This window comes from Streptomyces pacificus, from assembly GCF_011766325.1.
In the GTDB taxonomy this organism is placed as follows: Bacteria; Actinomycetota; Actinomycetes; order Streptomycetales; family Streptomycetaceae; genus Streptomyces; species Streptomyces pacificus.
The window spans coordinates 39,015-63,575 of the sequence record NZ_BLLG01000024.1 but is presented as its reverse complement, the minus strand read 5'-3'; the positions used below and the strand labels follow the sequence as shown (position 1 = coordinate 63,575).

21 protein-coding genes are annotated in these 24,561 nt (G+C 72.4%); 5 read left to right on the top strand and 16 right to left on the bottom strand.

Going from position 1 to position 24,561, the window contains the following annotated elements:
* Nucleotides 1-119 precede the first annotated feature (119 nt).
* Entirely contained in the window at nucleotides 120-722 is a 603-nt protein-coding gene (locus tag SCWH03_RS26185) for a M23 family metallopeptidase (protein ID WP_173267029.1), read from the bottom strand.
* Nucleotides 723-1,298: 576 nt separating this feature from the next.
* On the opposite strand from SCWH03_RS26185, the gene dacB reads away from it, so the two are divergent.
* Entirely contained in the window at nucleotides 1,299-2,927 is a 1,629-nt protein-coding gene (gene dacB / locus SCWH03_RS26180; RefSeq protein ID WP_173267079.1) for a D-alanyl-D-alanine carboxypeptidase/D-alanyl-D-alanine endopeptidase, read from the top strand.
* Between the two features lie 226 nt (nucleotides 2,928-3,153).
* Here the strand turns inward: dacB and SCWH03_RS26175 are convergent, their stop codons facing one another.
* Nucleotides 3,154-5,679: an ATP-dependent Clp protease ATP-binding subunit gene (locus SCWH03_RS26175; RefSeq protein WP_173267027.1), complete on the bottom strand. Its 2,526-nt coding sequence runs from the start codon at nucleotides 5,677-5,679 to the stop codon at nucleotides 3,154-3,156.
* A 139-nt stretch (nucleotides 5,680-5,818) separates the two neighbouring features.
* Here SCWH03_RS26175 and SCWH03_RS29445 point away from each other — a divergent pair, with 139 nt between their 5' ends.
* Nucleotides 5,819-6,793 (top strand): SCO3374 family protein, encoded by a 975-nt coding sequence (locus SCWH03_RS29445; RefSeq protein ID WP_503827454.1) that lies wholly within the window; start codon nucleotides 5,819-5,821, stop codon nucleotides 6,791-6,793.
* Here SCWH03_RS29445 and SCWH03_RS26170 read toward each other — a convergent pair.
* The 10 genes from SCWH03_RS26170 to SCWH03_RS26125 form a co-directional block, all read right to left on the bottom strand.
* Nucleotides 6,724-7,062, bottom strand: a complete 339-nt coding sequence (locus SCWH03_RS26170; RefSeq protein ID WP_173267024.1) for a histone-like nucleoid-structuring protein Lsr2 — start codon at nucleotides 7,060-7,062, stop codon at nucleotides 6,724-6,726. The genes SCWH03_RS29445 and SCWH03_RS26170 overlap by 70 nt on opposite strands.
* 172 nt (nucleotides 7,063-7,234) lie before the next feature.
* A complete protein-coding gene (locus SCWH03_RS26165) occupies nucleotides 7,235-7,774 on the bottom strand; it encodes an amino-acid N-acetyltransferase (protein WP_173267022.1) in 540 nt (179 codons plus the stop codon).
* Between the two features lie 9 nt (nucleotides 7,775-7,783).
* Entirely contained in the window at nucleotides 7,784-8,257 is a 474-nt protein-coding gene (locus SCWH03_RS26160) for a BlaI/MecI/CopY family transcriptional regulator (protein ID WP_173267020.1), read from the bottom strand.
* Nucleotides 8,258-8,427: 170 nt separating this feature from the next.
* On the bottom strand, nucleotides 8,428-8,619 hold the full coding sequence (locus SCWH03_RS26155; protein ID WP_173267018.1) for a hypothetical protein: 192 nt from the start codon (nucleotides 8,617-8,619) through the stop codon (nucleotides 8,428-8,430).
* A gap of 13 nt (nucleotides 8,620-8,632) precedes the next feature.
* Entirely contained in the window at nucleotides 8,633-9,268 is a 636-nt protein-coding gene (locus SCWH03_RS26150) for a hypothetical protein (protein ID WP_254077032.1), read from the bottom strand.
* A 317-nt stretch (nucleotides 9,269-9,585) separates the two neighbouring features.
* A complete protein-coding gene (locus SCWH03_RS26145; protein ID WP_173267015.1) occupies nucleotides 9,586-10,383 on the bottom strand; it encodes a type III pantothenate kinase in 798 nt (265 codons plus the stop codon).
* A gap of 4 nt (nucleotides 10,384-10,387) precedes the next feature.
* Nucleotides 10,388-11,413 carry a carboxylating nicotinate-nucleotide diphosphorylase gene (nadC, locus tag SCWH03_RS26140; RefSeq protein ID WP_173267013.1) on the bottom strand — a complete coding sequence of 342 codons (1,026 nt, stop codon included), beginning with the start codon at nucleotides 11,411-11,413 and terminating at the stop codon, nucleotides 10,388-10,390.
* Nucleotides 11,410-13,200: an L-aspartate oxidase gene (locus SCWH03_RS26135; RefSeq protein ID WP_173267011.1), complete on the bottom strand. Its 1,791-nt coding sequence runs from the start codon at nucleotides 13,198-13,200 to the stop codon at nucleotides 11,410-11,412. Before SCWH03_RS26135 ends, nadC begins: the two co-directional genes overlap by 4 nt.
* On the bottom strand, nucleotides 13,197-14,195 hold the full coding sequence (panC, locus tag SCWH03_RS26130) for a pantoate--beta-alanine ligase (protein WP_173267009.1): 999 nt from the start codon (nucleotides 14,193-14,195) through the stop codon (nucleotides 13,197-13,199). Before panC ends, SCWH03_RS26135 begins: the two co-directional genes overlap by 4 nt.
* A complete protein-coding gene (locus SCWH03_RS26125) occupies nucleotides 14,192-15,154 on the bottom strand; it encodes a Rossmann-like and DUF2520 domain-containing protein (RefSeq protein ID WP_254077036.1) in 963 nt (320 codons plus the stop codon). Before SCWH03_RS26125 ends, panC begins: the two co-directional genes overlap by 4 nt.
* 249 nt (nucleotides 15,155-15,403) lie before the next feature.
* On the opposite strand from SCWH03_RS26125, the gene SCWH03_RS26120 reads away from it, so the two are divergent.
* On the top strand, nucleotides 15,404-16,753 hold the full coding sequence (locus tag SCWH03_RS26120) for a threonine aldolase family protein (RefSeq protein ID WP_254077031.1): 1,350 nt from the start codon (nucleotides 15,404-15,406) through the stop codon (nucleotides 16,751-16,753).
* 343 nt (nucleotides 16,754-17,096) lie between these two features.
* On the opposite strand, the gene SCWH03_RS26115 is transcribed toward SCWH03_RS26120, so the two are convergent.
* Together SCWH03_RS26115 and SCWH03_RS26110 are read right to left on the bottom strand one after the other, a co-directional pair.
* Nucleotides 17,097-17,768 (bottom strand): response regulator transcription factor, encoded by a 672-nt coding sequence (locus SCWH03_RS26115; protein ID WP_173267074.1) that lies wholly within the window; start codon nucleotides 17,766-17,768, stop codon nucleotides 17,097-17,099.
* A 201-nt stretch (nucleotides 17,769-17,969) separates the two neighbouring features.
* Nucleotides 17,970-19,169, bottom strand: a complete 1,200-nt coding sequence (locus SCWH03_RS26110; RefSeq protein ID WP_173267006.1) for a sensor histidine kinase — start codon at nucleotides 19,167-19,169, stop codon at nucleotides 17,970-17,972.
* Between the two features lie 96 nt (nucleotides 19,170-19,265).
* Between SCWH03_RS26110 and SCWH03_RS26105 the strand changes: the two genes are divergently transcribed.
* Both SCWH03_RS26105 and SCWH03_RS26100 read left to right on the top strand, forming a co-directional pair.
* Nucleotides 19,266-20,261 (top strand): SAM-dependent methyltransferase, encoded by a 996-nt coding sequence (locus tag SCWH03_RS26105; RefSeq protein WP_173267003.1) that lies wholly within the window; start codon nucleotides 19,266-19,268, stop codon nucleotides 20,259-20,261.
* Between the two features lie 497 nt (nucleotides 20,262-20,758).
* Nucleotides 20,759-21,901 (top strand): NADH-quinone oxidoreductase subunit D, encoded by a 1,143-nt coding sequence (locus SCWH03_RS26100; protein WP_173267001.1) that lies wholly within the window; start codon nucleotides 20,759-20,761, stop codon nucleotides 21,899-21,901.
* Nucleotides 21,902-22,130: 229 nt separating this feature from the next.
* Here SCWH03_RS26100 and SCWH03_RS26095 read toward each other — a convergent pair whose 3' ends face one another.
* On the bottom strand, nucleotides 22,131-23,207 hold the full coding sequence (locus tag SCWH03_RS26095) for a hypothetical protein (protein ID WP_173266999.1): 1,077 nt from the start codon (nucleotides 23,205-23,207) through the stop codon (nucleotides 22,131-22,133).
* A 345-nt stretch (nucleotides 23,208-23,552) separates the two neighbouring features.
* Complete coding sequence (locus tag SCWH03_RS26090; protein WP_173267072.1) at nucleotides 23,553-24,542, bottom strand: ABC transporter substrate-binding protein; 990 nt, start codon at nucleotides 24,540-24,542, stop codon at nucleotides 23,553-23,555.
* Between the last annotated feature and the right edge of the window lie 19 nt (nucleotides 24,543-24,561).

Genomic DNA, 24,561 nt, shown 5'->3' with positions numbered 1-24,561 from the left:
CGTCGCCCCGGTGCCGCAGGCCGGCTCCGGGGCGACGGCGAGTGGGCGGCCGTGCCGTCTCGGGGCCGGGAAGCCGTGCGGTGCGGTACAGGAAGCCCTGCGGTGCGGTGCAGGAAGCGTCAGATGGTGACGCCCTGCGCCCGCAGGAAGTTCGCGGGGTTCAGCGCCGAGCCGTAGTGGGGAGTGGTACGGATCTCGAAGTGCAGGTGCGGGCCGGACGAGTTGCCGGTGTTGCCGGACAGGGCGATGACCTTGCCGGTGCTCACGGACTGGCCGACGTTCACGTTGATCTTCGAGAGATGCGCGTACTGCGAGTACTTCCCGTTGGCGTGCTTGACCACGACGGCGTTGCCGTAGGCGGAGCCGTCGCCGCCGCCGTTCGGGCCGGCCTTGACCACCACACCGCTGCTGACCGCCTTGACCGGAGTGCCGACCGGGACGGCGAAGTCCTGGCCGGAGTGCTTGTGGGACCACATGGCACCACCCTGGTTGAAGCCCGCGGTCAGGGTGTAGCCGGAGACCGGCTTCACCCAGGCGGCGACCTGGGCCTGTGCGGCGGGCTTGGCCTCGGCGACCGCCGGGGCGCTCTGCGCCGCGCCGGCGGACGCGACGCCGGCACCGGCTCCGACGATCATCACGGCGCCGAGACCGGCGGCCATGACGGCACCGCGGGTACGGAGCACGGACGGGCGGAAACGGGTGAGGGCGGTGCGCTTCGACATGCGGGGAGAACCTCCGGGCTTGTGGGACATGAAGCGACCCGGCGCCTGAGCACCGGGGCAGCACGAGCACCTTGGTAACCCGGACCCCCAAGCCGGCTCAAACACCCCATCTACGACATCTCGTCGTAGATGGGGCCCTGTGAGCGGGGCCCTTGACACCGCAGGGCCCTCCACTCCCGCATTGCCGGACATCATGGGATGAAGGCGGGTTTATCAGCAGGTGGAGGGTAGTGCGGATATGCCGTGGGGGCCCGGCCGCGGCCGCACCGGGCTCTCAGGTCCTGGAATCAGGCCCTGAAGGGCCCGAGCACGGCACAAGCGGCCCGCCACCTCCCCTAGGCCGGCTAGTAGGCCCGCAATCGCCTGTGCGCCTTGTCACGGCCGACGGGACCTAGGACCTTCCGTTTCAGGACCAAAGTCCCGCCCTTCCGTTTCCCGCTCCCCTCCGGGACTGCACGGCCCTTCCCGCCAGGTCCCACCGAGCGCCCGAACGGCTCGACCGCACGGGCGCCGCGCACGCCTCCTTCCGGCCCTCGTGCCTCTCCGCCATCCTCCTGTGGCATGAGCAGACCCGTGATGAGTCCCGACCGCAGCGGGCACCCGAGCCGCGACCTCTTCCGCCGCGGGATCCACCGCCCCCGGACCTGGCCGCTCGTCCTCGGCCTCGCCGCCGCGCTCACCTGGAGCGGCGGCAGCGCACCCGCAGGTGCCGGGCCGTCCTCCAGCGGCCTCAAGGCGGCGATCGACACGATCCTCACCGACTCCCGGATGGACGGCGGTGCCGCGGGCGTCGTCGTCGCCGACGCCGCGTCCGGGCAGCGGCTCTACGAACGCGACGCCGGCGTCCGGCTGATGCCCGCGTCCAACACGAAACTCGCCACCTCCGCCGCCGCGATGGAACTGCTCGGCCCCGGCTACCGGTTCCGTACCGACGTGCTGTCCACGGGCCGCCGCGACGGTCCGGTCCTGCACGGGGACCTGTACCTCCGCGGCGGGGGCGACCCCACCACGCTGGCCTCCGACTACGGGCGCCTCGCCGCACAGCTGCGGGAGTCGGGCGTCCGCAGGGTCACCGGCCGCCTCATCGCCGACGACACCCGCTTCGACACCCGGCGTCTGGGCCGCTCCTGGGCCGCTGACGACGAGTCGTCCTACTACTCCGCCCAGATCTCGCCGCTGACCGTGGCTCCCGACTCCGACTACGACTCCGGCACCGTCGCCGTGGAGGTGTCCCCCGGGGCCGCCCCCGGCGACAGGCCGGCGGTGCGGCTGACTCCGCCGAACGACTATGTGCGAGTCGACGTCCAGGGCAGCACCGCGCCCGCCGGAGGGGCCGACACCCTGACCGTCGAGCGCGCACACGGCACCAACACCCTCGTGGTCGACGGGGAAATCCCGGTCGGCGGCCCGCCCACCAAGGAATGGGTCACCGTCTGGGAACCCGCCGGCTACGCGGCGGCCGTCTTCGCCGCCGCCCTGGCCGAGCAGGGCGTACGCCTCGCCGGAACCCCCCTGCTGGGCAGGCCGGCCCCGCCCGGCGCGACGGTCCTCGCGACCCACAGCTCCATGCCGCTGCGCAAGCTGTTGCTCCCGTTCATGAAGCTGTCCAACAACATGCACGCCGAGGCGCTGACCAAGACGATCGGCTACGAGACGTCCGGAAGCGGCACCTGGGGAGCGGGGCTCACCGCCATCGACCGCTACCTGAGGGAGGAGGGCGTCGAGACGGCGAAGCTGCGCCAGGTCGACGGCTCCGGCCTGTCACGGATGAACGCCTTCTCCGCCGACCAGCTCGCCGACCTGCTGCTGGCGGTCCGAGACGCCCCCTGGTACACCGACTGGCACGCCTCCCTGCCCGTCGCCTGCGCTCCCGACCGCGCCGTCGGCGGCACCCTCCGCACCCGGATGTGCAACACCCCGGCGGCTCTGAGCGCCCGCGCCAAGACCGGTACCCTCACCGGCGCCTCGGCTCTCTCCGGGTACGTGGAGGACGCAGCCGGCCGCGGACTCGTCTTCAGTATCGTGCTCAACAACCACCTCGCGTCCTCCGTGAAGGACATCGAGGACGCGATCGTGGTGACCCTGGCCAGCTCCGACACGGCCGGCGGCGCGATCGCCGCGGCCGTCGAGCCGGGTCCGCGCAACGGACACCGCCCGGTCCCCGCGGACCTCGAGTGCACCTGGCGGAAGCCGGGCACCTGCTGATCCACCCGGCACGCCGCGGCCACCCGAACCCGGACCCGGACGCGCCATGACGGGACCACGTCCCAAACCGGCCGGTACGGCCGTGGAAACCGGCATCATCGGCCCCGCGCGGACACCCCGCGGGCCCCTGCCGCCACCCGCAGGGCTACGCCGGAAGGGCGCTGCCCCGGACCTGGGGTCCGGGGCAGCGCCCTTCCGGCGAGTACGGGAGGAGCGCCCGGGGCGCTCAGGCGTCCTTCGAGAGGTTCGGCCCGCTGCCGCCGGCCGCCGACTCGATCGGCGGCACGTCCGGCAGAGCCGCCTTCTCCTCGCCGCGGAAGGTGAACTTCTTCTCCTCGCCCTCGACCTCGGTGCCGACGACCACGATGTGACCGGGCCGCAGCTCCCCGAAGAGGATCTTCTCGGAGAGCAGGTCCTCGATCTCACGCTGGATCGTGCGGCGCAGCGGACGCGCGCCGAGGACCGGGTCGTAGCCCTTCTTCGCCAGCAGGAGCTTGGCCTCCTGGCTGAGCTCGATGCCCATGTCGCGGTCCTTCAGCCGCTCGTCCACCTTGGCAATCATCAGGTCGACGATCTGGATGATGTCGTCCTGGGAGAGCTGGTGGAAGACGACCGTGTCGTCGACACGGTTGAGGAACTCCGGCCGGAAGTGCTGCTTCAGCTCGTCGTTGACCTTGGCCTTCATCCGCTCGTAGCCGGTCTTGACATCGCCCTGGGCGGCGAAGCCCAGGTTGAAGCCCTTGGAGATGTCCCGGGTGCCGAGATTGGTCGTCATGATGATGACCGTGTTCTTGAAGTCCACGACCCGGCCCTGGGAGTCGGTCAGGCGACCGTCCTCCAGGATCTGGAGCAGGCTGTTGAAGATGTCCGGGTGGGCCTTCTCAACCTCGTCGAAGAGGACGACGGAGAACGGCTTGCGGCGCACCTTCTCGGTGAGCTGGCCGCCCTCCTCGTAGCCCACGTATCCGGGCGGGGAACCGAACAGCCGGGAGACCGTGTGCTTCTCGCTGAACTCCGACATGTCCAGGGAGATCAGCGCGTCCTCGTCGCCGAAGAGGAACTCGGCGAGCGTCTTGGACAGTTCGGTCTTACCGACACCGGACGGGCCGGCGAAGATGAACGAACCACCCGGACGCTTGGGGTCCTTCAGACCGGCGCGGGTGCGGCGGATCGCCTGGGACAGCGCCTTGATGGCGTCCTTCTGGCCGATGACGCGCTTGTGGAGCTCGTCCTCCATGCGGAGCAGACGGGAGGACTCCTCCTCCGTCAGCTTGAAGACCGGGATGCCGGTGGCGGTGGCCAGGACCTCGGCGATCAGCTCGCCGTCGACCTCGGCGACGACGTCCATGTCGCCGGCCTTCCACTCCTTCTCCCGCTTGGCCTTCGCCGCCAGCAGCTGCTTCTCCTTGTCGCGGAGCGAAGCCGCCTTCTCGAAGTCCTGGGAGTCGATCGCGGACTCCTTGTCCCGGCGGACACCGGCGATCTTCTCGTCGAACTCGCGGAGGTCCGGCGGAGCGGTCATCCGGCGGATACGCATCCGGGAACCGGCCTCGTCGATCAGGTCGATCGCCTTGTCCGGCAGGAAGCGGTCCGAGATGTACCGGTCGGCCAGGGTCGCCGCCTGGACCAGTGCCTCGTCGGTGATGGAGACCCGGTGGTGCGCCTCGTAGCGGTCGCGCAGGCCCTTGAGGATCTCGATCGTGTGCGGCAGGGACGGCTCCGCGACCTGGATCGGCTGGAAGCGGCGCTCCAGGGCCGCGTCCTTCTCCAGGTGCTTGCGGTACTCGTCGAGCGTCGTCGCACCGATGGTCTGCAGCTCGCCCCGGGCCAGCATCGGCTTGAGGATGGAGGCGGCGTCGATCGCGCCCTCGGCGGCGCCCGCACCCACCAGGGTGTGGAGCTCGTCGATGAACAGGATGATGTCGCCGCGGGTGCGGATCTCCTTGAGGACCTTCTTCAGGCGCTCCTCGAAGTCACCGCGGTAGCGGGAGCCGGCGACCAGCGCGCCGAGGTCGAGGGTGTAGAGGTGCTTGTCCTTGAGGGTCTCGGGCACCTCGCCCTTGACGATGGCCTGCGCCAGTCCCTCGACGACGGCCGTCTTGCCGACGCCGGGCTCGCCGATGAGGACCGGGTTGTTCTTGGTGCGGCGGGACAGCACCTGCATGACCCGCTCGATCTCCTTCTCGCGCCCGATGACCGGGTCGAGCTTGGACTCGCGGGCCGCCTGGGTGAGGTTCCGGCCGAACTGGTCGAGGACCAGGGAGGTCGAGGGCGTGCCCTCGGCCGGGCCGCCGGCGGTGGCGGCCTCCTTGCCCTGGTAGCCGGAGAGCAGCTGGATGACCTGCTGCCGCACCCGGTTGAGATCTGCGCCCAGCTTGACCAGGACCTGGGCGGCCACGCCCTCGCCCTCGCGGATCAGGCCGAGCAGGATGTGCTCGGTGCCGATGTAGTTGTGGCCCAGCTGGAGAGCCTCCCGGAGCGACAGCTCCAGGACCTTCTTGGCACGAGGGGTGAAGGGGATGTGCCCGGACGGGGCCTGCTGGCCCTGCCCGATGATCTCCTCCACCTGCTGGCGGACCGCCTCGAGCGAAATCCCGAGGCTCTCCAGGGCCTTAGCGGCGACACCCTCACCCTCGTGGATAAGGCCCAGGAGGATGTGCTCGGTGCCGATGTAGTTGTGGTTGAGCATCCGGGCTTCTTCCTGAGCCAGGACGACAACCCGCCGCGCGCGGTCGGTGAACCTCTCGAACATCGTTAATCGCTCCTCAGAGCGGTCAGTCAGTTAGGGGTCGATCCCCTCCCTGTCCTTCCGCAGCTTAGTCCCGCAAGCGGGGACCGCTCATTCCAACTGCCGACACCCGTCTCTGGCCTCCTGCCCCGAACGCCGACACATGCTCCAACCCGATGGTGCGAGACGATGTTCCCGCAGGCCAGGCAGTTACCCGTGCCATCAGTACGCCGATGGCGAACGTGAGACCCCTCGGTCCGCGTGTCACCCGTCCCCACTAGGGATGTCTTACCCGTATGGACCGACACTCCATGCGGCGTGCGCCGGTTCCCTCAGCTACGGGCGAACATCCTTGCGCCCTCCCGTAGGCCCCTGTCACCCCTTTACCGAAACCGAAGGTGACGGTTTGCGGACCGTGCGCAACCGACCGGTCCTCCCGGCGGTTCCCTGGGCATGTCCCTCAGCCCCCGGCACCTCGTATCCCGTCCGATGGCGGCAGCGCGGGGTGGTACGAGAACGCCTCGGCCGGGCTGCGGCCGACGGGCCACCGGTACGGCTGATCACCGGTCTGCGCTTCGACGTTCTGGGGCTGCCGGCTGACGCCGGAAGGGCTCTGCTGCGGGGCGCGGTGCGCACCGGGCCGGTCGCGAGAGCGGGGGACGGGGTGCTGCTGCTGGTCGCGGCAGGCGCTGCCGAGGAACCGCCGGCGCTGCTCGACTGGCTGGAGTGGGGCGGGATCGGCCTGGAGCTGAGCGCCCTGGGGCGGGGCGGGTCGGTACCCGCCCCCTCGCCCCCGGGACACGCCGTCCCGGCCGGGGCGACGCCGGGGGCCGCCGTGTGGCTGCGGCCCCCGAAACCGGGGCGCGAGGTGGAACCGTCACCGCCGGCCCTCGGCGCGCCTGGGCGTGCCGGAGCCTGGTCCGGGCCTCGCCCCGCCCCTGGATCGGGGACCGGAGTCGGGGGCGGAGGGGGCGCCCCCGATCTCGTGCGGCTCGTGGACGCGGCGGCGAACGCCTGCCACCGGGCCCGACTGGCGCGTGCAGGTGCGGCGGGGCCGCATACACGCGCTCAGCCGTTGGCCTTCTCGTATGCCTCGCGGATCTCGGCGGGAACGCGGCCGCGGTCGTTGACGCTGTAGCCGTTCTCCTTGGCCCACTTCCGGATCTCGGCGGTGTCCTTGCCACCCGTCGAGGACGCGGCACGGCCCTTTCCTCGGCCGGCCGAGGAACGACCGCCGGTGCGCCGGCCGCCCTTGGTGTACGGCTCCAGCAGACCGCGGAGCCTGTCCGCATTGGCGGTGGTGAGGTCGATCTCGTAGGTCTTGCCGTCCAGCGCGAACGTCACGGTCTCGTCCGCCTCGCCGCCGTCGAGGTCATCGACAAGAAGGACCTGAACCTTCTGTGCCACCGGATTTCCTTTCATCGAAAATGCAGTACGCGGAAAGGAAACCGCTTTTCCCGGGAAAACACAAACCCTCGGCAGAGGTTCAGAACCCCGGGGACGCGGGAAACATACGCGATTCGGACATAGGGTTCGGTGTCGCGTCCGAGGCACGCTTCCCCCCGCCGCCGCTGCGGGATCACAGATGCAGAAGCATCCGGCTGTTACCCAAGGTGTTCGGCTTCACCCGTTCGAGACCGAGGAACTCGGCGACGCCCTCGTCATAGGAACGCAGCAGCTCACTGTAGACATCTCCGTCGACCGGAGCCTCGCCGATCTCCACGAACCCGTGCTTCGTGAAGAACTCCACTTCGAAGGTCAGGCAGAATACCCGCCGCACTCCCAGCCAGCGGGCGGTGTGGAGTAGCTTGCCCAGCACATGGTGGCCCACACCTTCTCCCCTGAACCGGGGGTCGACCGCGAGAGTCCGGACTTCCGCGAGGTCTTCCCACATCACATGGAGGGCCCCGCAGCCGACCACCCGGGCGTCCGCGCCGCGTTCCGCGACCCAGAACTCCTGGATGTCCTCGTAAAGCGTCACGGTCGCTTTGTCGAGCAGGATGCCCTCGCTCACGTACGGGTCCACGAGCCGGCGTACGGCCGGAACATCGCTCGTCCTGGCCCGGCGGACGGTGACGGCATTTGCTGCGGCATTGGCGAGCGACTGGGCTGACGACATGAGCGGACGCTATCGCCCCGCGCCCTCCGCGCCGTCGGCGCCCTCGCCATCCTGTTCGGGAGGACCGTCCGCCGCCCCTTGCGAAGGCGCGTCCCGCTCCGGCTCCGGATCCTGTAGCGCCGGGTCGCGCTGAACGACGCGGATCGCGTCCCGCAGCGCCTGGCGCTGCTCCGGCGACATCATGCCGAAGAAGGCGACAAGGGCCGCGGCCGGGTTGTCGCTCTTCGACCAGGCTTCGTTCATCAGTGCGGCGGAGTAGGCGGCACGGGTGGAGACCGCGGTATATCGATAGGCGCGGCCTTCGACTTCCCTGCGCACCCAGCCCTTCTGATGGAGATTGTCCATTACGGTCATGACCGTGGTGTAGGCGATGGAACGTTCCCGCTGGAGATCCTCCAGCACTTCGCGCACCGTCACCGGGCGGTTCCATTGCCAGATGCGCGTCATGACGGCGTCTTCGAGCTCTCCCAATTGGCGGGGCACATCGCCACCATAGTCGGAGATGCCGCAATGACCGGCATTGACATACTTATGGCGTAAAAAAGGACGTACGGTGCTGATGGACCGTACGCCCTGCGGGCGGCCGATGCAGGGGGCCTGGCGCAGCGGGCCCGGTACCGACGACTGGGGCAGACGGCCGGTACGGGCCGCCGTCAGGCGCCGGCAGGCCGGTCCGACGGGGCGGGCCGGCCTGCCGCAGCCTCCGCGCGGGCGATCGCCGCGTCGACGGCGGCGTCCTCCTTGGCCTTGTTGGGACCGCCCTGACTCTTCACGATCGTGACGACGAGGGCGGTGAAGAACACGGCCATCACGACCGGGGGCAGGAGCGCGGCGACGTAGTCCATGCCCCCAGGGTAGCTATCCGGCCGCCCGCTTCTCCGGTGGGGGCGTCGGGCGGCGGCGCGGCGGGAAGACCTCGCCCGGAGTCGGGATCGGGCGGTCCGGGCGGTCCGGGCGGGGAGCCGGACGGGCGGGCTTCGGAGCGGCCGGACGGGGTTCCTGCTTGTCCCCGCCGGAGGTGCGGCCACCGGGCAGCGCCTGCAGCCGTACGCGCGACGGGGCCGCCGCCGGCTCCCGGGTGGGTGCGCACCCCTCGGCCGCCGCGTCCCCGAAGGGCTCAGGGAGGGCCTCGGGAAGCGGTGCGCGGCGCAGGGCGCGAAGGGCCGCGACGTCCTCGGGAGCCGGCTCGTGACCGGCGGCCAGGGCCTCCTGGAGGAGCTCCAGATAGCCGCTCGCGGAGCCGGGCAGGGCGTTCCGGTATCGCGCCAGGTCGGCGAGCAGGAAGACCCGCAGCCGGCCCGCCTCGCGGAGGGCCTCGTCCACGGACTGTGCGAGCCGCAGATACTCCCGGACTGCAGGCGCACCGGGAACGTCACTCCGGTCGGAGCGACGGGACTGGTCGGGATTGAGGGCGATGGCGAGAGCGCGGCGGAGCACACTCAGCTCGTCCGCACTGAACGCCATGCCGCCGCGGGATCCGTGTGGCGTGGGCATGGACCGACGATACGCGCTAATCGGACAAACTTCGCCTAACCATCTATTCGCGGCGCGGCGTGTGCTATGCGACGCGGGTCCGCCGGTCGGGGCCGGCTCCGGGAGAGCAGAGCACGGCGCCTCGGCGGCCGGGTGCGGGCGCCGTGCGGGACGGCCGACGGGGGCGGGGTAGCGCAGGACAAGGGCGCGGTGCCGCCCGCCTGGCCGGCAGGACACGCGCTGACCCCAGAGGATGTCCCGGCCCGCAGCCGGCCGCCGAGGCCGGGACGGGCATCCGCCCGCCGCCGGGTGCGGGGGCGTGCGCGGCGCTCGGCGGTTCACCTACGCGAGGCGTTCCGCTCGTAGACCAGGCGCAGCCCCATCAGCGTCAGCCACGGCTCGTGCTCGTCGATCTCGGAGGACTCACCGACGATCGTCGGGGCCAGGCCCCCGGTGGCGATCACCGTCACGTCCTCCGGGTCGGCGGCCAGCTCGCGCTTCATGCGCTGCACGACGCCGTCGACCTGACCCGCGAAGCCGTAGACGATGCCGGCCTGCATGGCCTCCACCGTGTTCTTGCCGATCACGCTGCGCGGGCGGGCCAGCTCGATCTTCCGGAGCTGGGCCCCCTTGACGCCCAGCGCCTCGACGGAGATCTCGACGCCGGGAGCGATGACACCGCCCACGTACTCGCCGCGCGCACTGACCGCGTCGAAGGTCGTCGCCGTACTGAGGTCGACGACGATCGCCGGACCTCCGTAGAGCTCCACGGCGGCGACGGCGTTGATGATGCGGTCCGCGCCGACCTCCTTCGGGTTGTCCATCATGATCGGCACCCCGGTCTTGATGCCCGGCTCGACCAGCACCGCGGGCACATCGCCGTAGTAGCGGCGGGTGACCTCGCGGAGTTCGTGGAGCACGGAGGGCACGGTGGCGCAGATCGCGATGCCCTCGATCCCGTCGCCCAGCTCATCGCCGAGCATCGGGTGCATGCCCATCAGGCCGTTGAGAAGCACAGCCAGCTCGTCGGCCGTACGGCGCGGGTCGGTGGAGACGCGCCAGTGCTCGACGATGTCCTCGCCGTCGAACAGGCCGAGGACGGTGTAGGTGTTGCCGACGTCGATGGTGAGCAGCATCGGATCAGACCCCGGCCTCTCGCAGATCGAGACCGATGTCGAGGATCGCTGAGGAGTGGGTGAGCGCCCCGACCGCGAGGTAGTCCACGCCCGTCTCGGCATAGGCCCGCGCGTTCGCCAGGGTGAGCCGGCCCGAGGACTCCAGCACCGCCCGCTTCCCGGTGATCGCGACGGCCTCGGCGGTCTCGGCGGGCGTGAAGTTGTCCAGCAGGACCAGGTCCGCCCCGGCGTCCAGGGCCTCGCGCACCTGATGGAGGGTGTCGACCTCCACCTCGACGGGCAGGCCGGGGGTGCCCAGCGCGGCCAGGGTCTCCCGGACCGCCGTGAACGCCTGGGCCACCCCGCCCGCGGCGATCACGTGGTTGTCCTTGACGAGGGCGGCGTCGGACAGCGACATCCGGTGGTTGACGCCGCCGCCGCAGCGCACCGCGTACTTCTCCAGAGCGCGCAGGCCCGGTGTCGTCTTCCGGGTGTCGCGCACCCGCGCCCCGGTGCCCTCGAGCGCGTCTGCCCAGGCCCGGGTGGCGGTGGCGATGCCCGAGAGGCGGCACAGGAGGTTGAGGGCGCTGCGCTCGCCCGTGAGCAGGTCCCGAGTGCGGGCGGTGACGGAGAGGAGCCGTCGGCCGGGCTCGACGCGGTCGCCGTCCTCGACATGGCGCTCGACCTCGAACGCGTCGGCGCAGACGATGGAGAGGACCGCCTCGGCGACGCGCAGGCCCGCGACGACGCCGGCTTCGCGGGCGGTGAAGTCGCCGGTGGCCACCGCGTCCTCGGGGACGGTGGCGACAGTCGTCACGTCGACGCCGCCGTCCAGGTCCTCCTCGACGGCGAGGTGCGCGATGTCCTCGACCTGCACGGGGTCGAGGCCGGACGCGGCGAGGAGCGCGGCGAGGGCGGGGTCCAGGCCGCACTCGTACGCCTCGTCGCCGCAGCCGCAGTCCTCGCCGCAGCCCTGCTCTTCGGCGGCGCGGGCGCCGATCTGGATCAGCGGGACGTCCACGGCTTGGGGACGTTCTTCGGACGTGCTCACTGTTGCGGCTCCCTGTCGGCGGTGGGGGCGGAGGCGGGGGTCGGTGCGGGTGCGGGACGTGTGGGCGGAAACGCCTGGGTCGCCGTGCGGTGTGCGACAAGGCGGCGTTCGGGAGTGAGACGCACGACGGTGTGGCGGCGCCACCCGGCGTCGTCCCGCCCCGGGTGGTCCTCGCGCCAGTGGCAGCCGCGCGTCTCGGTCCGCTCGCGGGCGGCGGCGACCAGCACACGGGCGACGAGCAGCAGGTTGGTGGCCTCCCAGGACTCGACGCCGGGCTCGGCGGCCTTGGCGAACCCCCCGGCCTCGTGCAGCGCGGACAGGTGCAGGGCCTCCAGGGAGTCCGCCGCGTGTTCCAGGCTCCCCGCGGAGCGCAGCACTCCGGCGCCGTTCGTCATGATCCGCTGGATCTCGTGCCGGGCCTCGGGCACGAGGAGCGGCACCGAGCCCGGCGAGCCGGCCGCCACCGGGGCTCCGGCGGCGGTCGGCTCCCCCGTGCCCGTACCGGGTGGGGGGCCTGGGCGGGCGGACCCGCTCTCGTGGGCCCCGGCGATAGCCCCGGCGATGCGCTCCGCGAAGACGAGTCCCTCCAGGAGGGAGTTGGAGGCCAGCCGGTTGGCCCCGTGGACACCCGTGCAGGCCACCTCGCCGCAGGCGTACAGGCCGGGCACGGTGGTTCGGCCGTGCAGGTCGGTGCGGACGCCGCCCGAGGCGTAGTGGGCGGCCGGGGCCACCGGGATCGGCTCGGTGACCGGGTCTATGCCGTGGGCGCGGCAGGCGGCGAGGATGGTGGGGAACCGGTTTTCCCACATCTCGGCGCCGAACTGCCGGGCGTCCAGGAACATGTGGTCGGCGCCCTGTTCCCGCATGCGGCGCATGATGCCCTTGGCCACGATGTCCCGGGGGGCGAGTTCGGCAAGCGCGTGCTGCCCCACCATGAAGCGGGTACCGGCCGCGTCGACGAGATGGGCCCCCTCACCGCGCACCGCCTCGGAGACCAGCGGCTGCTGGCCCTCGGCGTCCGGGCCGAGCCAGAGAACCGTCGGGTGGAACTGGACGAACTCGAGGTCGCTCACCTCGGCCCCGGCACGCAGCGCGAGGGCCACGCCGTCACCGGTGGACACCGGCGGATTGGTGGTGGCCGAGAAGACCTGGCCCATGCCGCCGGTCGCCAGAACCACCGCCGGGGCGTGCACCGCGCCGACGCCGTCGTGCTGGCCCTCGCCCATGACGTGCAGGGTGATACCGGCCGTGCGGCCCTCTGCGTCCGTCAGGAGGTCGAGCACCAGCGCGTGCTCGATGACGCGGACAGCGCCCTCGCGTATCGCCGTGGCGAGCGCGCGGGAGATCTCGGCGCCCGTGGCGTCGCCTCCCGCGTGGGCGATACGGCGGCGGTGGTGGCCGCCCTCTCGGGTCAACGCGATGCCGCCCGCGCCGTCGCTGTCGAACCGGGCTCCGGTCTCGATCAGCCGCCTTACCGCGTCCGGCCCCTCGGTGACGAGGGCGCGCACGGCTTGCTCGTCGCACAGTCCGGCGCCCGCGACGAGCGTGTCCTCGAGATGCTGCTCAGGGGTGTCGCCCTCGCCCAGGGCCGCGGCGATACCGCCCTGGGCCCAGCGGGTGGACCCGTCGTCCAGGAGCGCCTTGGTGACCACGACGGTGCGCAGGCCCCCGGCCGAGCAGCGCAGTGCCGCCGTGAGGCCCGCGACGCCGGAGCCGACCACGACGACGTCGGCATCGATGGCCCAGCCCGGGGCCGGGGCGTCGAGCCGTATACCGGTGCTCGTCACGGGGCGGCTCCGAAGGTCAGGGGGATGTTGTCGATCAGCCGGGTCGTGCCGACCCGGCCGGCTACCGCCATGACCGCCTCACCGGTGTGGTCGTCCGCCACCTCGGAGAAGTCGGCCGGGTCGACCAGGGCGAGGTAGTCGAGCTCGAGGGGCGGTGAGGACGCGGCGGCCTCGTCAAGGACGGCGCACGCCGCGGCCCGCACGGCGTCGGCACCGCCACCGGGCTGGGCCGCAGCGACCGCGTGGGCGTCGGCGGCCGCTCGGGCCTCGCCCAGCGCGGACAGCGCGGCGGCCCGGGCACTGGAGGCGGGCGCGGACTCGGCACGGGCACGCAGGGCGGCCTGGGCGGTGAGCCGGTCGCGGGCGGCGAACAAGGCCCGGGACAGCGCGAGGGCGGTGTGGCGCTCCTCGGGCGAGAGATAGCGGTTGCGGCTGGAGAGGGCGAGGCCGTCCGGCTCCCGCACGGTCGGCACCCCGACGATCCGCACCGGGAAGTCCAGGTCCCGGACCATCCGGCGGATCAGGGCCAGTTGCTGGGCGTCCTTCTGCCCGTACAGCGCGACATCGGGGCGGGTGAGGTGCAGCAGCTTGGCGACGACGGTCAGCATCCCGTCGAAGTGGCCGGGCCGGGCGGCGCCTTCGAGGAGTTCCCCCATGGGGCCGGCGCTGATCCGGACCTGGGGCCCGTCGCCCGGGTACACCTCGTCGGCGGGCGGGGCGAAGACGGCGTCCGCGCCGGCCTCCGCCGCGGTCTTCAGGTCCGCTTCGAGGGTGCGCGGATAGCGGTCGAGATCCTCGCCTGCGCCGAACTGCAGGGGGTTCACGAACACCGTGACCAGGACCTGTCCCCCGGGCCCGACCAGTGAGCGGGCCGTGCGGATCAGGGTGGCGTGGCCGTCGTGGAGAGCGCCCATGGTCATGACGACGGCGCGGCGCGCCGTGGCCGCCGGCGCGAGGGCGCCGAGTTCCGCGGCGGTGCGCAGGTGGTTGATCATCTGTCGCTCTCCCCGTCCGCGGCGTCCCGGCCGTCCCAGCCGTCCCGGCCGCCTGGGGTGTCCGGACGGCCCAGGCCATCGCGGGTGTCGCGGCTGTCGCGGCTGTCGTGGCCGTCCGCGAGTACCACCAGCAGATCCTCGGCGAGTTCGGGCCTCAGTACCCCGTGGGCAAGGGCGCGGTCCGCGGTCGTACGGGCCATGGCCAGGTAGCCGGCGACCATGCCCGGAGCGTGCTTGCGCAGCTCGGCCACGTGTGCCGCCACGGTCCCGGCGTCGCCGCGGGAGACGGGCCCGGTCAGCGCGGCGTCGCCGGAGCGGAGGGCGTTGTCGAGCGCGGCGCCGAGCAGCGGGCCGAGCATCCGGTCGGGGGCGGAGACCCCGGCGGTGCGCAGCAGCTCCATGGCCTGGGCGACCAGAGTGACCAGATGGTTCGCGCCGAGGGCGAGGCCCGCGTGGTACAGCGGGCGGTCGGCCTCCGCGATCCACTCGGGCTCACCGCCCATCTCGATGACGAGCGCCTCGGCGGCGAGCCTCAGCTCCTCGGGGGCGGTGACGCCGAAGGAGCAGCCGGCCAGCCGCTGGACATCCACGGACGTGCCGGTGAAGGTCATGGCCGGGTGCAGGGCGAGCGGCAGCGCCCCGGCCCGGCGAGCGGGGTCGAGGACGGCCGCGCCGTACCGGCCCGAGGTGTGCACCAGCAGCTGGCCGGGGCGCACGGCGGCGGTCTCGGCCAGGCCCTCGGCGAGTCGGGGCAGCACGTCGTCGGGGACGGTCAGCAGCACCAGCTCGGCGCGCGCGAGCACCTCGGCGGGGGAGACGACCGGCACGTCCGGCAGCATCGAGGCGGCCCGGCGCACGGAGGCGTCGGAGACTCCGGAGACGGCTACGGGGCGGTGGCCGGCCAGCTGGAGGGATGCGGCGAGGGCCGGGCCGACGCGGCCGGCTCCCACGACGCCCACGGTCAGGCGGGCCGGACGGTCCTTCGGGTCGATCGGCTCCCGTGCCGGTGGTGTTGCTGGCGATGGTGCGTTCACGCGCGGCCTTCCGTTCCAGTCCGCAGGGGGTACCGGACGACTCCTCGCCATGCTACGCCAGCGTTTCGACGGGGCTTCCACTTGTCCACAGGCTGTGGAGACGGCAGCGGCCCAAGCAGCGCGGGACCTGTGGACAACGGCACGGCGCGGCCGGACGTGGGCAATGATCGCAGCATGACTCAGAACGCGGAGGGGACGGCACCGCCCATCGGCACCCCGGGGACGGCCTGCGCCGGCCGGGAGAAGGCGATCGGCGCGGAGGCAGGCCAGGAGAAGGCGATCGGCGCGGAGGAGGCCCCCGCCGGGGGGAGGGGACCGGCCGGCCCGGGCCCGGCCACCGTCCCGGGACAGCGCACGGACGGCAGCGAGGAGGCCGAGCGGCTCCGCAGGCTGGCTGCCTGGCGGGCCTCGGACCGGGTGCTGTGGCACGGTTCTGCGGACGCCAGGCTCGGCGAGCGGCTGGCGGCCCTCGCGGCCGACGCGGGAGCCGTCCACGACCTCGACGACCAGGTGGACCTCTACGGCGACGGGGTGGTCACGGAGCTGGAGGGGCGGGTGGCGGCACTGCTCGGCTTCCCGGCAGCGGCCTTCTTCCCCACCGGCACGATGGCGCAGCAGGTGGCGCTCCGCTGCTGGGCAGGGCGTACGGGAAACCGAACGGTCGCACTGCATCCGCTCGCCCACCCGGAGGTGCACGAGCGGGGCGCGCTGGCGGCGGTCGGCGGACTGCGCACGGTCCACCCGACCCGGGAGCCGCGGCTGCCGACGGGGGACGAGATACGCGACCTGGACGAGCCATTCGGCACGCTGATGCTGGAACTGCCGCTACGGGACGCCGGGTTCGTGCTGCCGGAATGGGACGAACTCGTGGAGGCCGTCGAGGCGGCGCGTGAAATGGAGGCGGTGGTGCATTTCGACGGTGCCCGGCTCTGGGAATGCGCCCCCCATTTCGGCCGTGCACTGGACGAGATCGCCGGACTCGCGGACAGCGTGTATGTGTCGTTCTACAAGTCCCTCGCGGGCCTTTCCGGAGCGGTGCTGGCCGGACCCGCTTCCCTGGTGGCGGAGGCGCGTGTCTGGCGCCACCGCTGCGGCGGGCAGGTGTTCCAGCAGTACCCCGCCGCCCTTTCGGCACTGCTCGGCCTGGAACGGGAGCTGCCGAGGCTGCCGGCGTACGTGGCTCATGCGAGGACCGTCGCCGCGGCGCTGTCGGCCGGGCTGGCGGAGGAGCGCGGAGTGCCCTGGTTCCGCGTCCATCCGGACCCGCCGCACACCCACCAGTTCCAGGTGTGGCTGCCCTTCGACGCCGGAGCGCTGGACGAGGCAGGTGTGCGGCAGGCGGAGGAGACGGGCGTAACCCTCTTCCGCCGCTGGTTCCCCGCTCCGTGCGGCCCCCCGGGTGTCAGCACCACGGAGGTGACCGTGTCCTCGCCGGGGCTGTCGTGGACCGCGGACGACGTAGGGGCGGCGCTTGCGGACTTCACGGCGCTGATACGGGCCGGAGACGGGCGGGACCGCCGCTGAGACCGGGGCACCTCGCCTTCGCCGAGACCACCTCGGCGGACGATGCCGCAGTGGCGACGGCGGTGCAGCGGCGTCGCCGGCCGCAACAGCGGCAACAGCGGTGGTGGATCCGGGCACGGGTGGCGGCGATCGCGGCCACCGCGGGGCACCGCCGGTGGCGGGTGCCGCGCCAGGTGGCCGAGAGCGCCGGACGGTTCGGCACCCGGCCGGGTCGGGTGCCGAACCGTCCGGTGCGCGCCGCGACCCCCGGCACGACGGCTACGGGCCGCGGGATGGCCCGGCCGCGGCTCCTGCGCCCGAGGCGTCCCGCCTCCCGGTCGGCCGTCGATCACCGCGGCGCCCGTCAGGACACGGCCCCGCCGCCCGCGCGGACCAGGCCGCTCTCGTAGGCCAGGACCACGACCTGTACCCGGTCGCGCAGCCCGAGCTTGGTGAGGATGCGGCCCACATGGGTCTTGACCGTCGCCTCGGACAGGACCAGCCGGGCGGCGATCTCGCCGTTCGACAAGCCTCGTGCGACGAGCAGCATGACCTCGCGCTCGCGGTCGGTGAGCCGCTCCAGCTCCTTCTGCCGCGGCTGCTTCCCGGGCGAAGGCAGCATCGGCGAGAACCGGTCGAGCAGTCGGCGTGTCGTGGACGGAGCGACCACCGCGTCCCCGCTGTGCACGGAGCGGATGGCGCCGAGCAGTTCAGCCGGGGGCACGTCCTTCAGCAGGAACCCGCTGGCTCCCGCCTTGAGTCCCGAGAAGGCGTACGCGTCGAGGTCGAACGTGGTGAGGATCAGCACCTTCGGAGGATCGGGCCGGGCGCAGATCCGGCTGGTCGCCTCCACCCCGTCCATCCTGGGCATACGGACGTCCATCAGCACCACGTCGACCGCTGTGGTGTGCAGGGTCTCGACGGCCTCGGCCCCGTCACCGGCCTCGGCGACGACCTCCATGTCGGGCTGGGCGGCGAGCACCATCCGGAAGCCGGTGCGCAACAGCACCTGGTCGTCGACGAGCATGACTCTCATGGGACTTACCGGAGAGGGCGCATCAGAGGCAGTCATACGGCCAGGGTACGCAGATCGGAGCCCCGCCCGGCCGTGTCGCTCACCGTCGCCGGACGGGGCCGCAGAGGGGGTGCCACACGCGCTTCACGCCATCATCAGCTCGGGCAGGGTTTGCCCGTCGTCTACCACGTCGCGACCGGGCAAACCCTGCCCGACGCGGCACTAGTGAGCGGTGGTGAGCGGCAGCAGCGCACTGATCCGGAATCCGCCGCCCGGCCGCGGACCGGCGTCGAGCGTGCCGCCGACCATGCCGACCCGCTCCCGCATGCCGATGAGGCCGTGGCCCCTGCCGTCGGTGCCGCCGTCCTCATACAGCTCGTGGGCCGCGCCGCGGCCGTCGTCCTCGACGAGGAGCCCGAGGCCGTCGTCGAAGTAGACCAGCCGGACGCTCGCCCCGGCGTCGGGGCCACCGTGCTTGCGGGTGTTGGTGAGAGCTTCCTGGACGATCCGGTATGCGGTGAGCTCCACACCGCTCGGCAGCGGCCGCGGGGTGCCCTCGACCCGGAAGTCGATGGTCAGACCCGCGCCGCGCACCTGCTCCACCAGCTCCTTGATCTGCTCGACGTCCGGCTGCGGCACATACTCCCCGCTCTCCGGTGCGTCACCGGTGCGCAGGATGCCCAGCAGCCGGCGCATCTCGGCGAGGGCCTGACGGCCGGTGGAGGAGATCGTCTCCAGGGCCTGCCTGGCCTGGTCGGGCGAGGCGTCCAGCACATAGGCGGCACCGTCGGCCTGCACGACCATCACCGAGACGTTGTGCGCGACGACATCGTGGAGTTCCCGGGCGATCCGGGCGCGCTCGGCTGCCACCGCGACCTTGGACTGCGCCTCGCGCTCCTTCTCCAGTCGGGACGCCCGCTCCTCGAGCTGGGCGAAATAGGCGCGCCGGGTGCGCAGGGAGTCGCCGAGCACCCAGGCGAGGGCGAACGGAACGGTCATGACGGCCGTGAAGAAGATCTTCGTCCCCGCGGTCATGCCCGGCTCGGGCCAGCGGATCTGGGCGAGCGTCGCGGCGCACAGCCCGCCGGTGAGCGCGAGGTGGGAGGCCCAGCGCCTGCCGTCGTGCGCGGCGACGGTGTAGATGAGCACGAGCATGGCGAAGTCGGCCGGGTTCGGCGCCACGTCCAGCGCCAGCTGCGCGAGGCCGACCCCGGCCACCAGGAGCAGCATCCGCTCCGGCACCCGGCGGCGCAGCGCCACCGCGAGGCAGAGGAGAAGCACCGTGACGGAGGGCGCCAGGCGCGGCTCGACCCCGATGTGCTCCTGGACGACCCACAGCATGGAGAACCCGAAGAGCACCACAGCCCAGAAGCTGTCGACGCCCGTCGGGTGCCTGCGGAGAACATCATAGAGGCGCTGCACGTAACCCAGCGTAGGCAGTCCGCCAAGCCGACCGGGTCAACCGGAGGGGCGATCCGGTGCCGAGGCGGCTACTCCCCAAGGTGGAGACTGGGGCGCATGACCTACCAGGCGGCGAACGAGTCGGAGCACACCGGCGGCGCGGAGTGGGTCCTCTGGCGGGAGGCCGCGGAACGCGCCCTCTACGGGCCGGAGGGCTTCTACCGCCGGCCCGAGGGGCCTGCGGGGCACTTCCGCACTTCCGTACACGCCTCCCCGCTGTACGCCGCCGCGGTGGCGCGGCTGCTGCGGGAGACCGCCGAGGACCTGCCGGCCCCGGTCACGGAGGTCGCGCTGGTCGATGTCGGCGCGGGACGCGGGGAACTGCTGACCGGGGTACTGGCAGCGCTGCCGGACGGGTTCCCGGTGCGCGCGTATGCCGTCGAGCGGGCCGTCCGGCCCGCTCCACTCGACCCGCGGATCGAGTGGAGCGAGCGGTTGCCGCACGGGGTCTCCGGGCTGCTGTTCGCGAACGAATGGCTGGACAACATCCCGGTTGACGTCGCCGAGGTCGACGACTCGGGTGTCCCCCGCTATGTCCTGGTCAGGGCCGACGGCGAGGAACGGCTCGGGGATCCGGTGGCCGGTGCCGACGCCGCGTGGCTTGGCCGCTGGTGGCCGCCGGCAGGCCCCGGCACGCGCGCCGAGATCGGATGGCCTCGCGACGCGGCCTGGGCTGCGGCCGTGGCATGCCTGGACGCGGGGCTCGCGGTCGCAGTGGACTACACCCACCGTGCCGGCGACCGTCCGCCGTTCGGCACGCTCACCGGGTTCAGCCGCGGGCGAGAGGTACGCCCCGTCCCGGACGGCGGCTGCGACATCACGGCGCATGTGGCCCTCGACTCCTGTGCCGGGCCCGGGGCCGAGCTGGTGAGTCAGCGCGAGGCCCTGCGCCGGCTCGGCGTCTCCGGCACCCGGCCGCCGCTCGCCCTGGCCTCGACCGACCCGACGGCCTACATGCGCGCACTCGCCTCCGCCGGCGAGGCCGCCGAACTCATCGCGCCCGGCGGCCTCGGCGACTTCACCTGGCTCCTCCAGCCGGTCCCGGCACGCTGACGGAACGGGCAACCGACAGCACCGGGGACGCGCATACGGCGCGGCACCCGCCGCACAGGCCGGCGCCGCCACCGCCCCGGGCTCCCGCCGCCCGCCCCACACCCGGCCGACACCCGGCCGACACCCGGCCACCAGCGCACCACCACCCCGCCTGACCGCACCCGGAGGCTTCCGCCGCTCCGGCGGGTACCGGGGCGGCCAGGCGTCCGTCGGGGCGGCCCGCGGCGGTCGTCCGCCCGCGGCCCCGAAGGCACCACCCCGACCGGCACCGCCCGGCACGCCCCGGCCAACGGGCCCGGTGGCGAGGGCGTGGACACGCCACGGAGGGTACGGGCCGCGCCGCGAACAGTGCGTCACGAGAGCCGCGGCCCCCTTCCCGGATGAGCAGGGACCCCTGCGCGGGCCGGCCAAGAGCCCGACCGGGGCCCGGCCACGTCCCGCACCGGTCCCCAGGGCGGGGCTCCGGCCGCCGGCCCATGCGAGGGATACTGTCGCCCATGACGGAGACGACGATCGGCATCGGCGGCGCGGCGGAGAGCACCGACATGGTGCTGAACGTCGGACCGCAGCATCCCTCGACGCACGGCGTGCTACGTCTCCGTCTCGTCCTGGACGGCGAACGCATCGAGCGGGCCGAGCCGGTGATCGGCTACATGCACCGCGGCGCGGAGAAGCTCTTCGAGGCACGCGACTACCGTCAGATCGTGATGCTGGCCAACCGGCACGACTGGCTCTCCGCCTTCTCGAACGAGCTGGGCGTGGTCATGGCCGTCGAGCGGATGCTCGGCATGGAGGTGCCGGAGCGCGCGGTGTGGTTGCGCACCCTCCTCGCGGAGCTGAACCGAGTGCTCAACCACCTGATGTTCCTGGGGTCATACCCCCTTGAACTCGGTGGAATCACCCCCATCTTCCACGCCTTCCGCGAGCGGGAGGACCTCCAGCACGTCATGGAGGAGATCTCCGGCGGGCGGATGCACTACATGTTCAACCGCGTCGGCGGCCTCAAGGAGGACCTGCCCGCCGGCTGGACCGGGCGGGCGAGGAGCGCGATCGCCGAGGTCCGTTCGCGGATGGACGTCTACGACCGGCTTGTCCTCGGCAACGAGATCTTCCGGGCCCGCACCCGCGGGGTCGGCGTGCTCACCGAGCGGACCGTGCACGCGTACGGCGTCTCGGGCCCCCTCGCCCGGGCCTCCGGCGTCGATTTCGACCTGCGGCGCGACGAGCCGTACCTCGCCTACGGCGACCTGCGGGAGACCCTCACCGTGGTGACCCGCACCGAGGGCGACTGCCTCGCGCGGTTCGAGTGCCTGCTGTGGGGGACACACAACTCGCTGGAGTTGGCGGACGCCTGTCTGGACCGGCTCGCCGGGCTGCCGCCCGGCCCCGTCAACCAGCGGCTTCCCAAGGTGCTCAAGGCGCCCGAGGGACACACCTATACCTGGACCGAGAACCCGCTCGGCATCAACGGCTACTACCTGGTCTCGAAGGGGGAGAAGACCCCGTACCGGCTCAAGCTGCGCTCGGCGTCGTACAACAACATCCAGGCACTCACCGAACTGCTGCCCGGCACGCTGGTCTCCGACATGGTGGCGATCCTGGGATCGATGTTCTTCGTGGTCGGCGACATCGACAAGTAGACGGACGGGGAGGAGGCCACACCGGTCTCCGGGTAGCCCGGTCGTCGGGCCGTCGGCCCGACCGGCCCGGCATCCGGCCCACGCCGGAATGGGCCAAGCCCTCCGGGGCGTCCGCCCGGGACATCCGCTCGGGCCTCGAGCTGCCGCCGGCGCCCGGTGACGACGAGAACGCCGGGTGTTCCCGCCACCCGGCGTTCCACGACGGGGCGGCCACCCGAGCCGCGCGCGGTCAGGAGATCGCGCTGCGCAGCTGAACCACGTCAAGCTGCTCCGTCTCGTCGTGCGCGGTCAGGTCGACGACCTCTCCCACGGCACGATCCTCGGTGCGCCTGCGCTGCGCCAGCGCCTCCTCGCCCACCACGTCGGCGAGGTCTTCGTCCTGGACCGAGGCGAGCCGTGCCGGCTCCAGGGCCGTGGCCGGTTCCTCGTCCCGGGTGCCGTCCTCGGCGGCCGCGGCCGGTCCGGCGGACTCGGCTGCTTCCTCGGCGGGTTCGGCGCCTTCCTCGGCCTTCTCGCCCTGCGTGCCGAAGAAGTCGAAACCGCCCTGCGGGCGAACGGGCCGACGCTGCCCGGAGTGGGGGACGATCACCGCGGCGACCGGCACACGCGTGGCGGAGGCGGCGGACGACGGGTGGGCGTGCTGCACTCCCCCGGCGACCGCCGCGTGCTTCCCCTTCGACTCGTCCGCCTCCCGGGCCCGCTCGGCGATGTCACGCTCGCGGGCTTCCTCGACGGTGCGCCTCGCCCGCTGCTCGGCGGCCCGGCGCGGCAGTTCGTCCAGCGCCTTGGCCGCGCGCAGATAGGCGGACGGCGTGGGCGTGGAGCCCCCGGGAAGCAACTCCCTGGGCGAGCCGGCCTCGATCGCGAGCTGCCTGCGGCCCTCAAGCGCGCTGGCCCGCTCGGTCTCCGCGTTGGCGTACCGGCGGAGCAGCGCGGCGTGCTCATTGCGCAGCCCGGCCAGCTCGACCCGCTTGGCACGCAGCTTGGCGTCGAGCTTGGTCCGCAGTTCGCGGGATTCGTCCAGATCGGCTTCCAGTTCCGCGATACGCTCCTCCGTACTCCATGCGTCACTGGCACGGAGACGGGTGAGCTCGGCGACCCGACGACCCGCGTACCTGTCCCAACTGCGCATGAGGACCGCCCCGGTGACCGCAGCGACGGCTGCGGCCGCGACCAGGGTGCGGAGCAGGACCGGATCGGAGAGCAGCCAGGCGCCCAGAGCACAAAGGACCGAAGCTCCGGCGACCGCCGAGGGCGGAAGGAGCCTGTGCAGCGGTGGTGAATGGCGGTGGCGTCCACGTGGCATGGCCTGAAATTTACCGTGCGTAGGTGACGAATGGGGGGTCGGACCGGCAATCTCTTCGCATCGGAAACACCCGCTTTCGGTGTAGTGGGGCACCCGGCGTCGAAATGCCAGGGCACCCGGTCGTATTCCGGGCCGGGCTCCGGTTCGCTCAGGGCGCCGGCCCCTGGGGCGCACCCGGGGCGAGTCGCGAACGCCCCTTCCAGCCCCCGGTCGCGGCTGCACGGGCCGACCGCTCCGGAAACCCGGCTCCGGACTGCCGGTCCGGCCGGTCCCGCGACCGCTACCGCCCCCGGGGCGACGTGGCGACGTGGCGACGTGGCGACGTGGCGAACCCCGGCGGGAGGGTCATTGCTTCGCAAGCAGCCCCTTGGACGCCAGGTAGTCCTTCGCCACCTCCTGCGGCTTCGCCCTCTCGGCGTCCACCTTCCGGTTCAGCTCGATGAGGTCCTCGGTCGTCAACGCCCGGGTGAGCCTGCCGAGCGCGTCGGCTATCTCTTGTGATCCGGCGTCCTCGGCGTTGACCACGGGCAGCACGTTGTCGGCGTTCTGGAGCTTCTTGTCGTCCTCCAGCAGGACCAGACCGAAGCTCTCCAGCGTGGCGTCGGTGGTAGTGGTCAGGACCAGTTGGTCCTCGCCGTCCTTGACCGCCTGTTTCGCCTGCGGGGTACCGACACCCTTCGGGTCGACCCCCGCGACGTCGATGCCGTACGTCCTCTTCAGCCCCGGTGCGCAGAACGGGCGCACCTCGCACTCGTCACCGGCGGCGATCCTGACCCGGATCTTCGACCTGCCAAGATCGGAGAGGGATGTGAGGTCGTTCTTCTCGGCGAATTCCCTGCTCACCGCGAACGCGTTCTGGTCGACCGCATCCCCGGGGGGCAGCACCTTGAGACCGCGAGGGGTCGCGAGCTTCTCCAGGGCGGCCACCGTGGCGCCGACATCGCTGGACGCGACGGGCTTCTCCTCGGGGGCCTGCGGGCCGTTCGCCTTGGCGTTCAGGAATTCGGCGATCGTGGCGGCGTATTCCGGTACGACGTCGATCTCGCCCTTCTCCAGGGACGGTTCGTACAACTCGCGGTTCTTGACCGTGGTGACGGAGGCGTCGTACCCGGCGTCGCGGAGCACCTGGGCGTAGAGCTCGGCGAGCACCTTGGACTCGGTGAAGGCCGCCGCTCCGACCACAAGGGAGCCCTTGCCCCCGGCGCTCGCGCCGGGGGCCGATGCGCCACCAGCGCTCTTCTCCTGCTCCAGGCTGTCACCGCCGCAGCCGGCGAGCGAGCCCCCCAGAGCCATGACGCCCAGCACCGCGCCCGCAAGGCGCGAGGTCTTGCCCATCTGTTCACCATCCCATGTG

Bases quoted from the DNA above. Each gene is read 5' to 3' on its own strand.
- SCWH03_RS26185 (WP_173267029.1), bottom strand. From the start codon at position 722: ATGTCGAAGCGCACCGCCCTCACCCGTTTCCGCCCGTCCGTGCTCCGT.
- dacB (WP_173267079.1), top strand. From the start codon at position 1,299: ATGAGTCCCGACCGCAGCGGGCACCCGAGCCGCGACCTCTTCCGCCGC.
- SCWH03_RS26175 (WP_173267027.1), bottom strand. From the start codon at position 5,679: ATGTTCGAGAGGTTCACCGACCGCGCGCGGCGGGTTGTCGTCCTGGCT.
- SCWH03_RS29445 (WP_503827454.1), top strand. From the start codon at position 5,819: ATGCTCCAACCCGATGGTGCGAGACGATGTTCCCGCAGGCCAGGCAGT.
- SCWH03_RS26165 (WP_173267022.1), bottom strand. From the start codon at position 7,774: ATGTCGTCAGCCCAGTCGCTCGCCAATGCCGCAGCAAATGCCGTCACC.
- SCWH03_RS26155 (WP_173267018.1), bottom strand. From the start codon at position 8,619: ATGGACTACGTCGCCGCGCTCCTGCCCCCGGTCGTGATGGCCGTGTTC.
- SCWH03_RS26150 (WP_254077032.1), bottom strand. From the start codon at position 9,268: ATGCCCACGCCACACGGATCCCGCGGCGGCATGGCGTTCAGTGCGGAC.
- SCWH03_RS26145 (WP_173267015.1), bottom strand. From the start codon at position 10,383: ATGCTGCTCACCATCGACGTCGGCAACACCTACACCGTCCTCGGCCTG.
- panC (WP_173267009.1), bottom strand. From the start codon at position 14,195: ATGATCAACCACCTGCGCACCGCCGCGGAACTCGGCGCCCTCGCGCCG.
- SCWH03_RS26120 (WP_254077031.1), top strand. From the start codon at position 15,404: ATGACTCAGAACGCGGAGGGGACGGCACCGCCCATCGGCACCCCGGGG.
- SCWH03_RS26115 (WP_173267074.1), bottom strand. From the start codon at position 17,768: ATGAGAGTCATGCTCGTCGACGACCAGGTGCTGTTGCGCACCGGCTTC.
- SCWH03_RS26105 (WP_173267003.1), top strand. From the start codon at position 19,266: ATGACCTACCAGGCGGCGAACGAGTCGGAGCACACCGGCGGCGCGGAG.
- SCWH03_RS26100 (WP_173267001.1), top strand. From the start codon at position 20,759: ATGACGGAGACGACGATCGGCATCGGCGGCGCGGCGGAGAGCACCGAC.
- SCWH03_RS26095 (WP_173266999.1), bottom strand. From the start codon at position 23,207: ATGCCACGTGGACGCCACCGCCATTCACCACCGCTGCACAGGCTCCTT.
- SCWH03_RS26090 (WP_173267072.1), bottom strand. From the start codon at position 24,542: ATGGGCAAGACCTCGCGCCTTGCGGGCGCGGTGCTGGGCGTCATGGCT.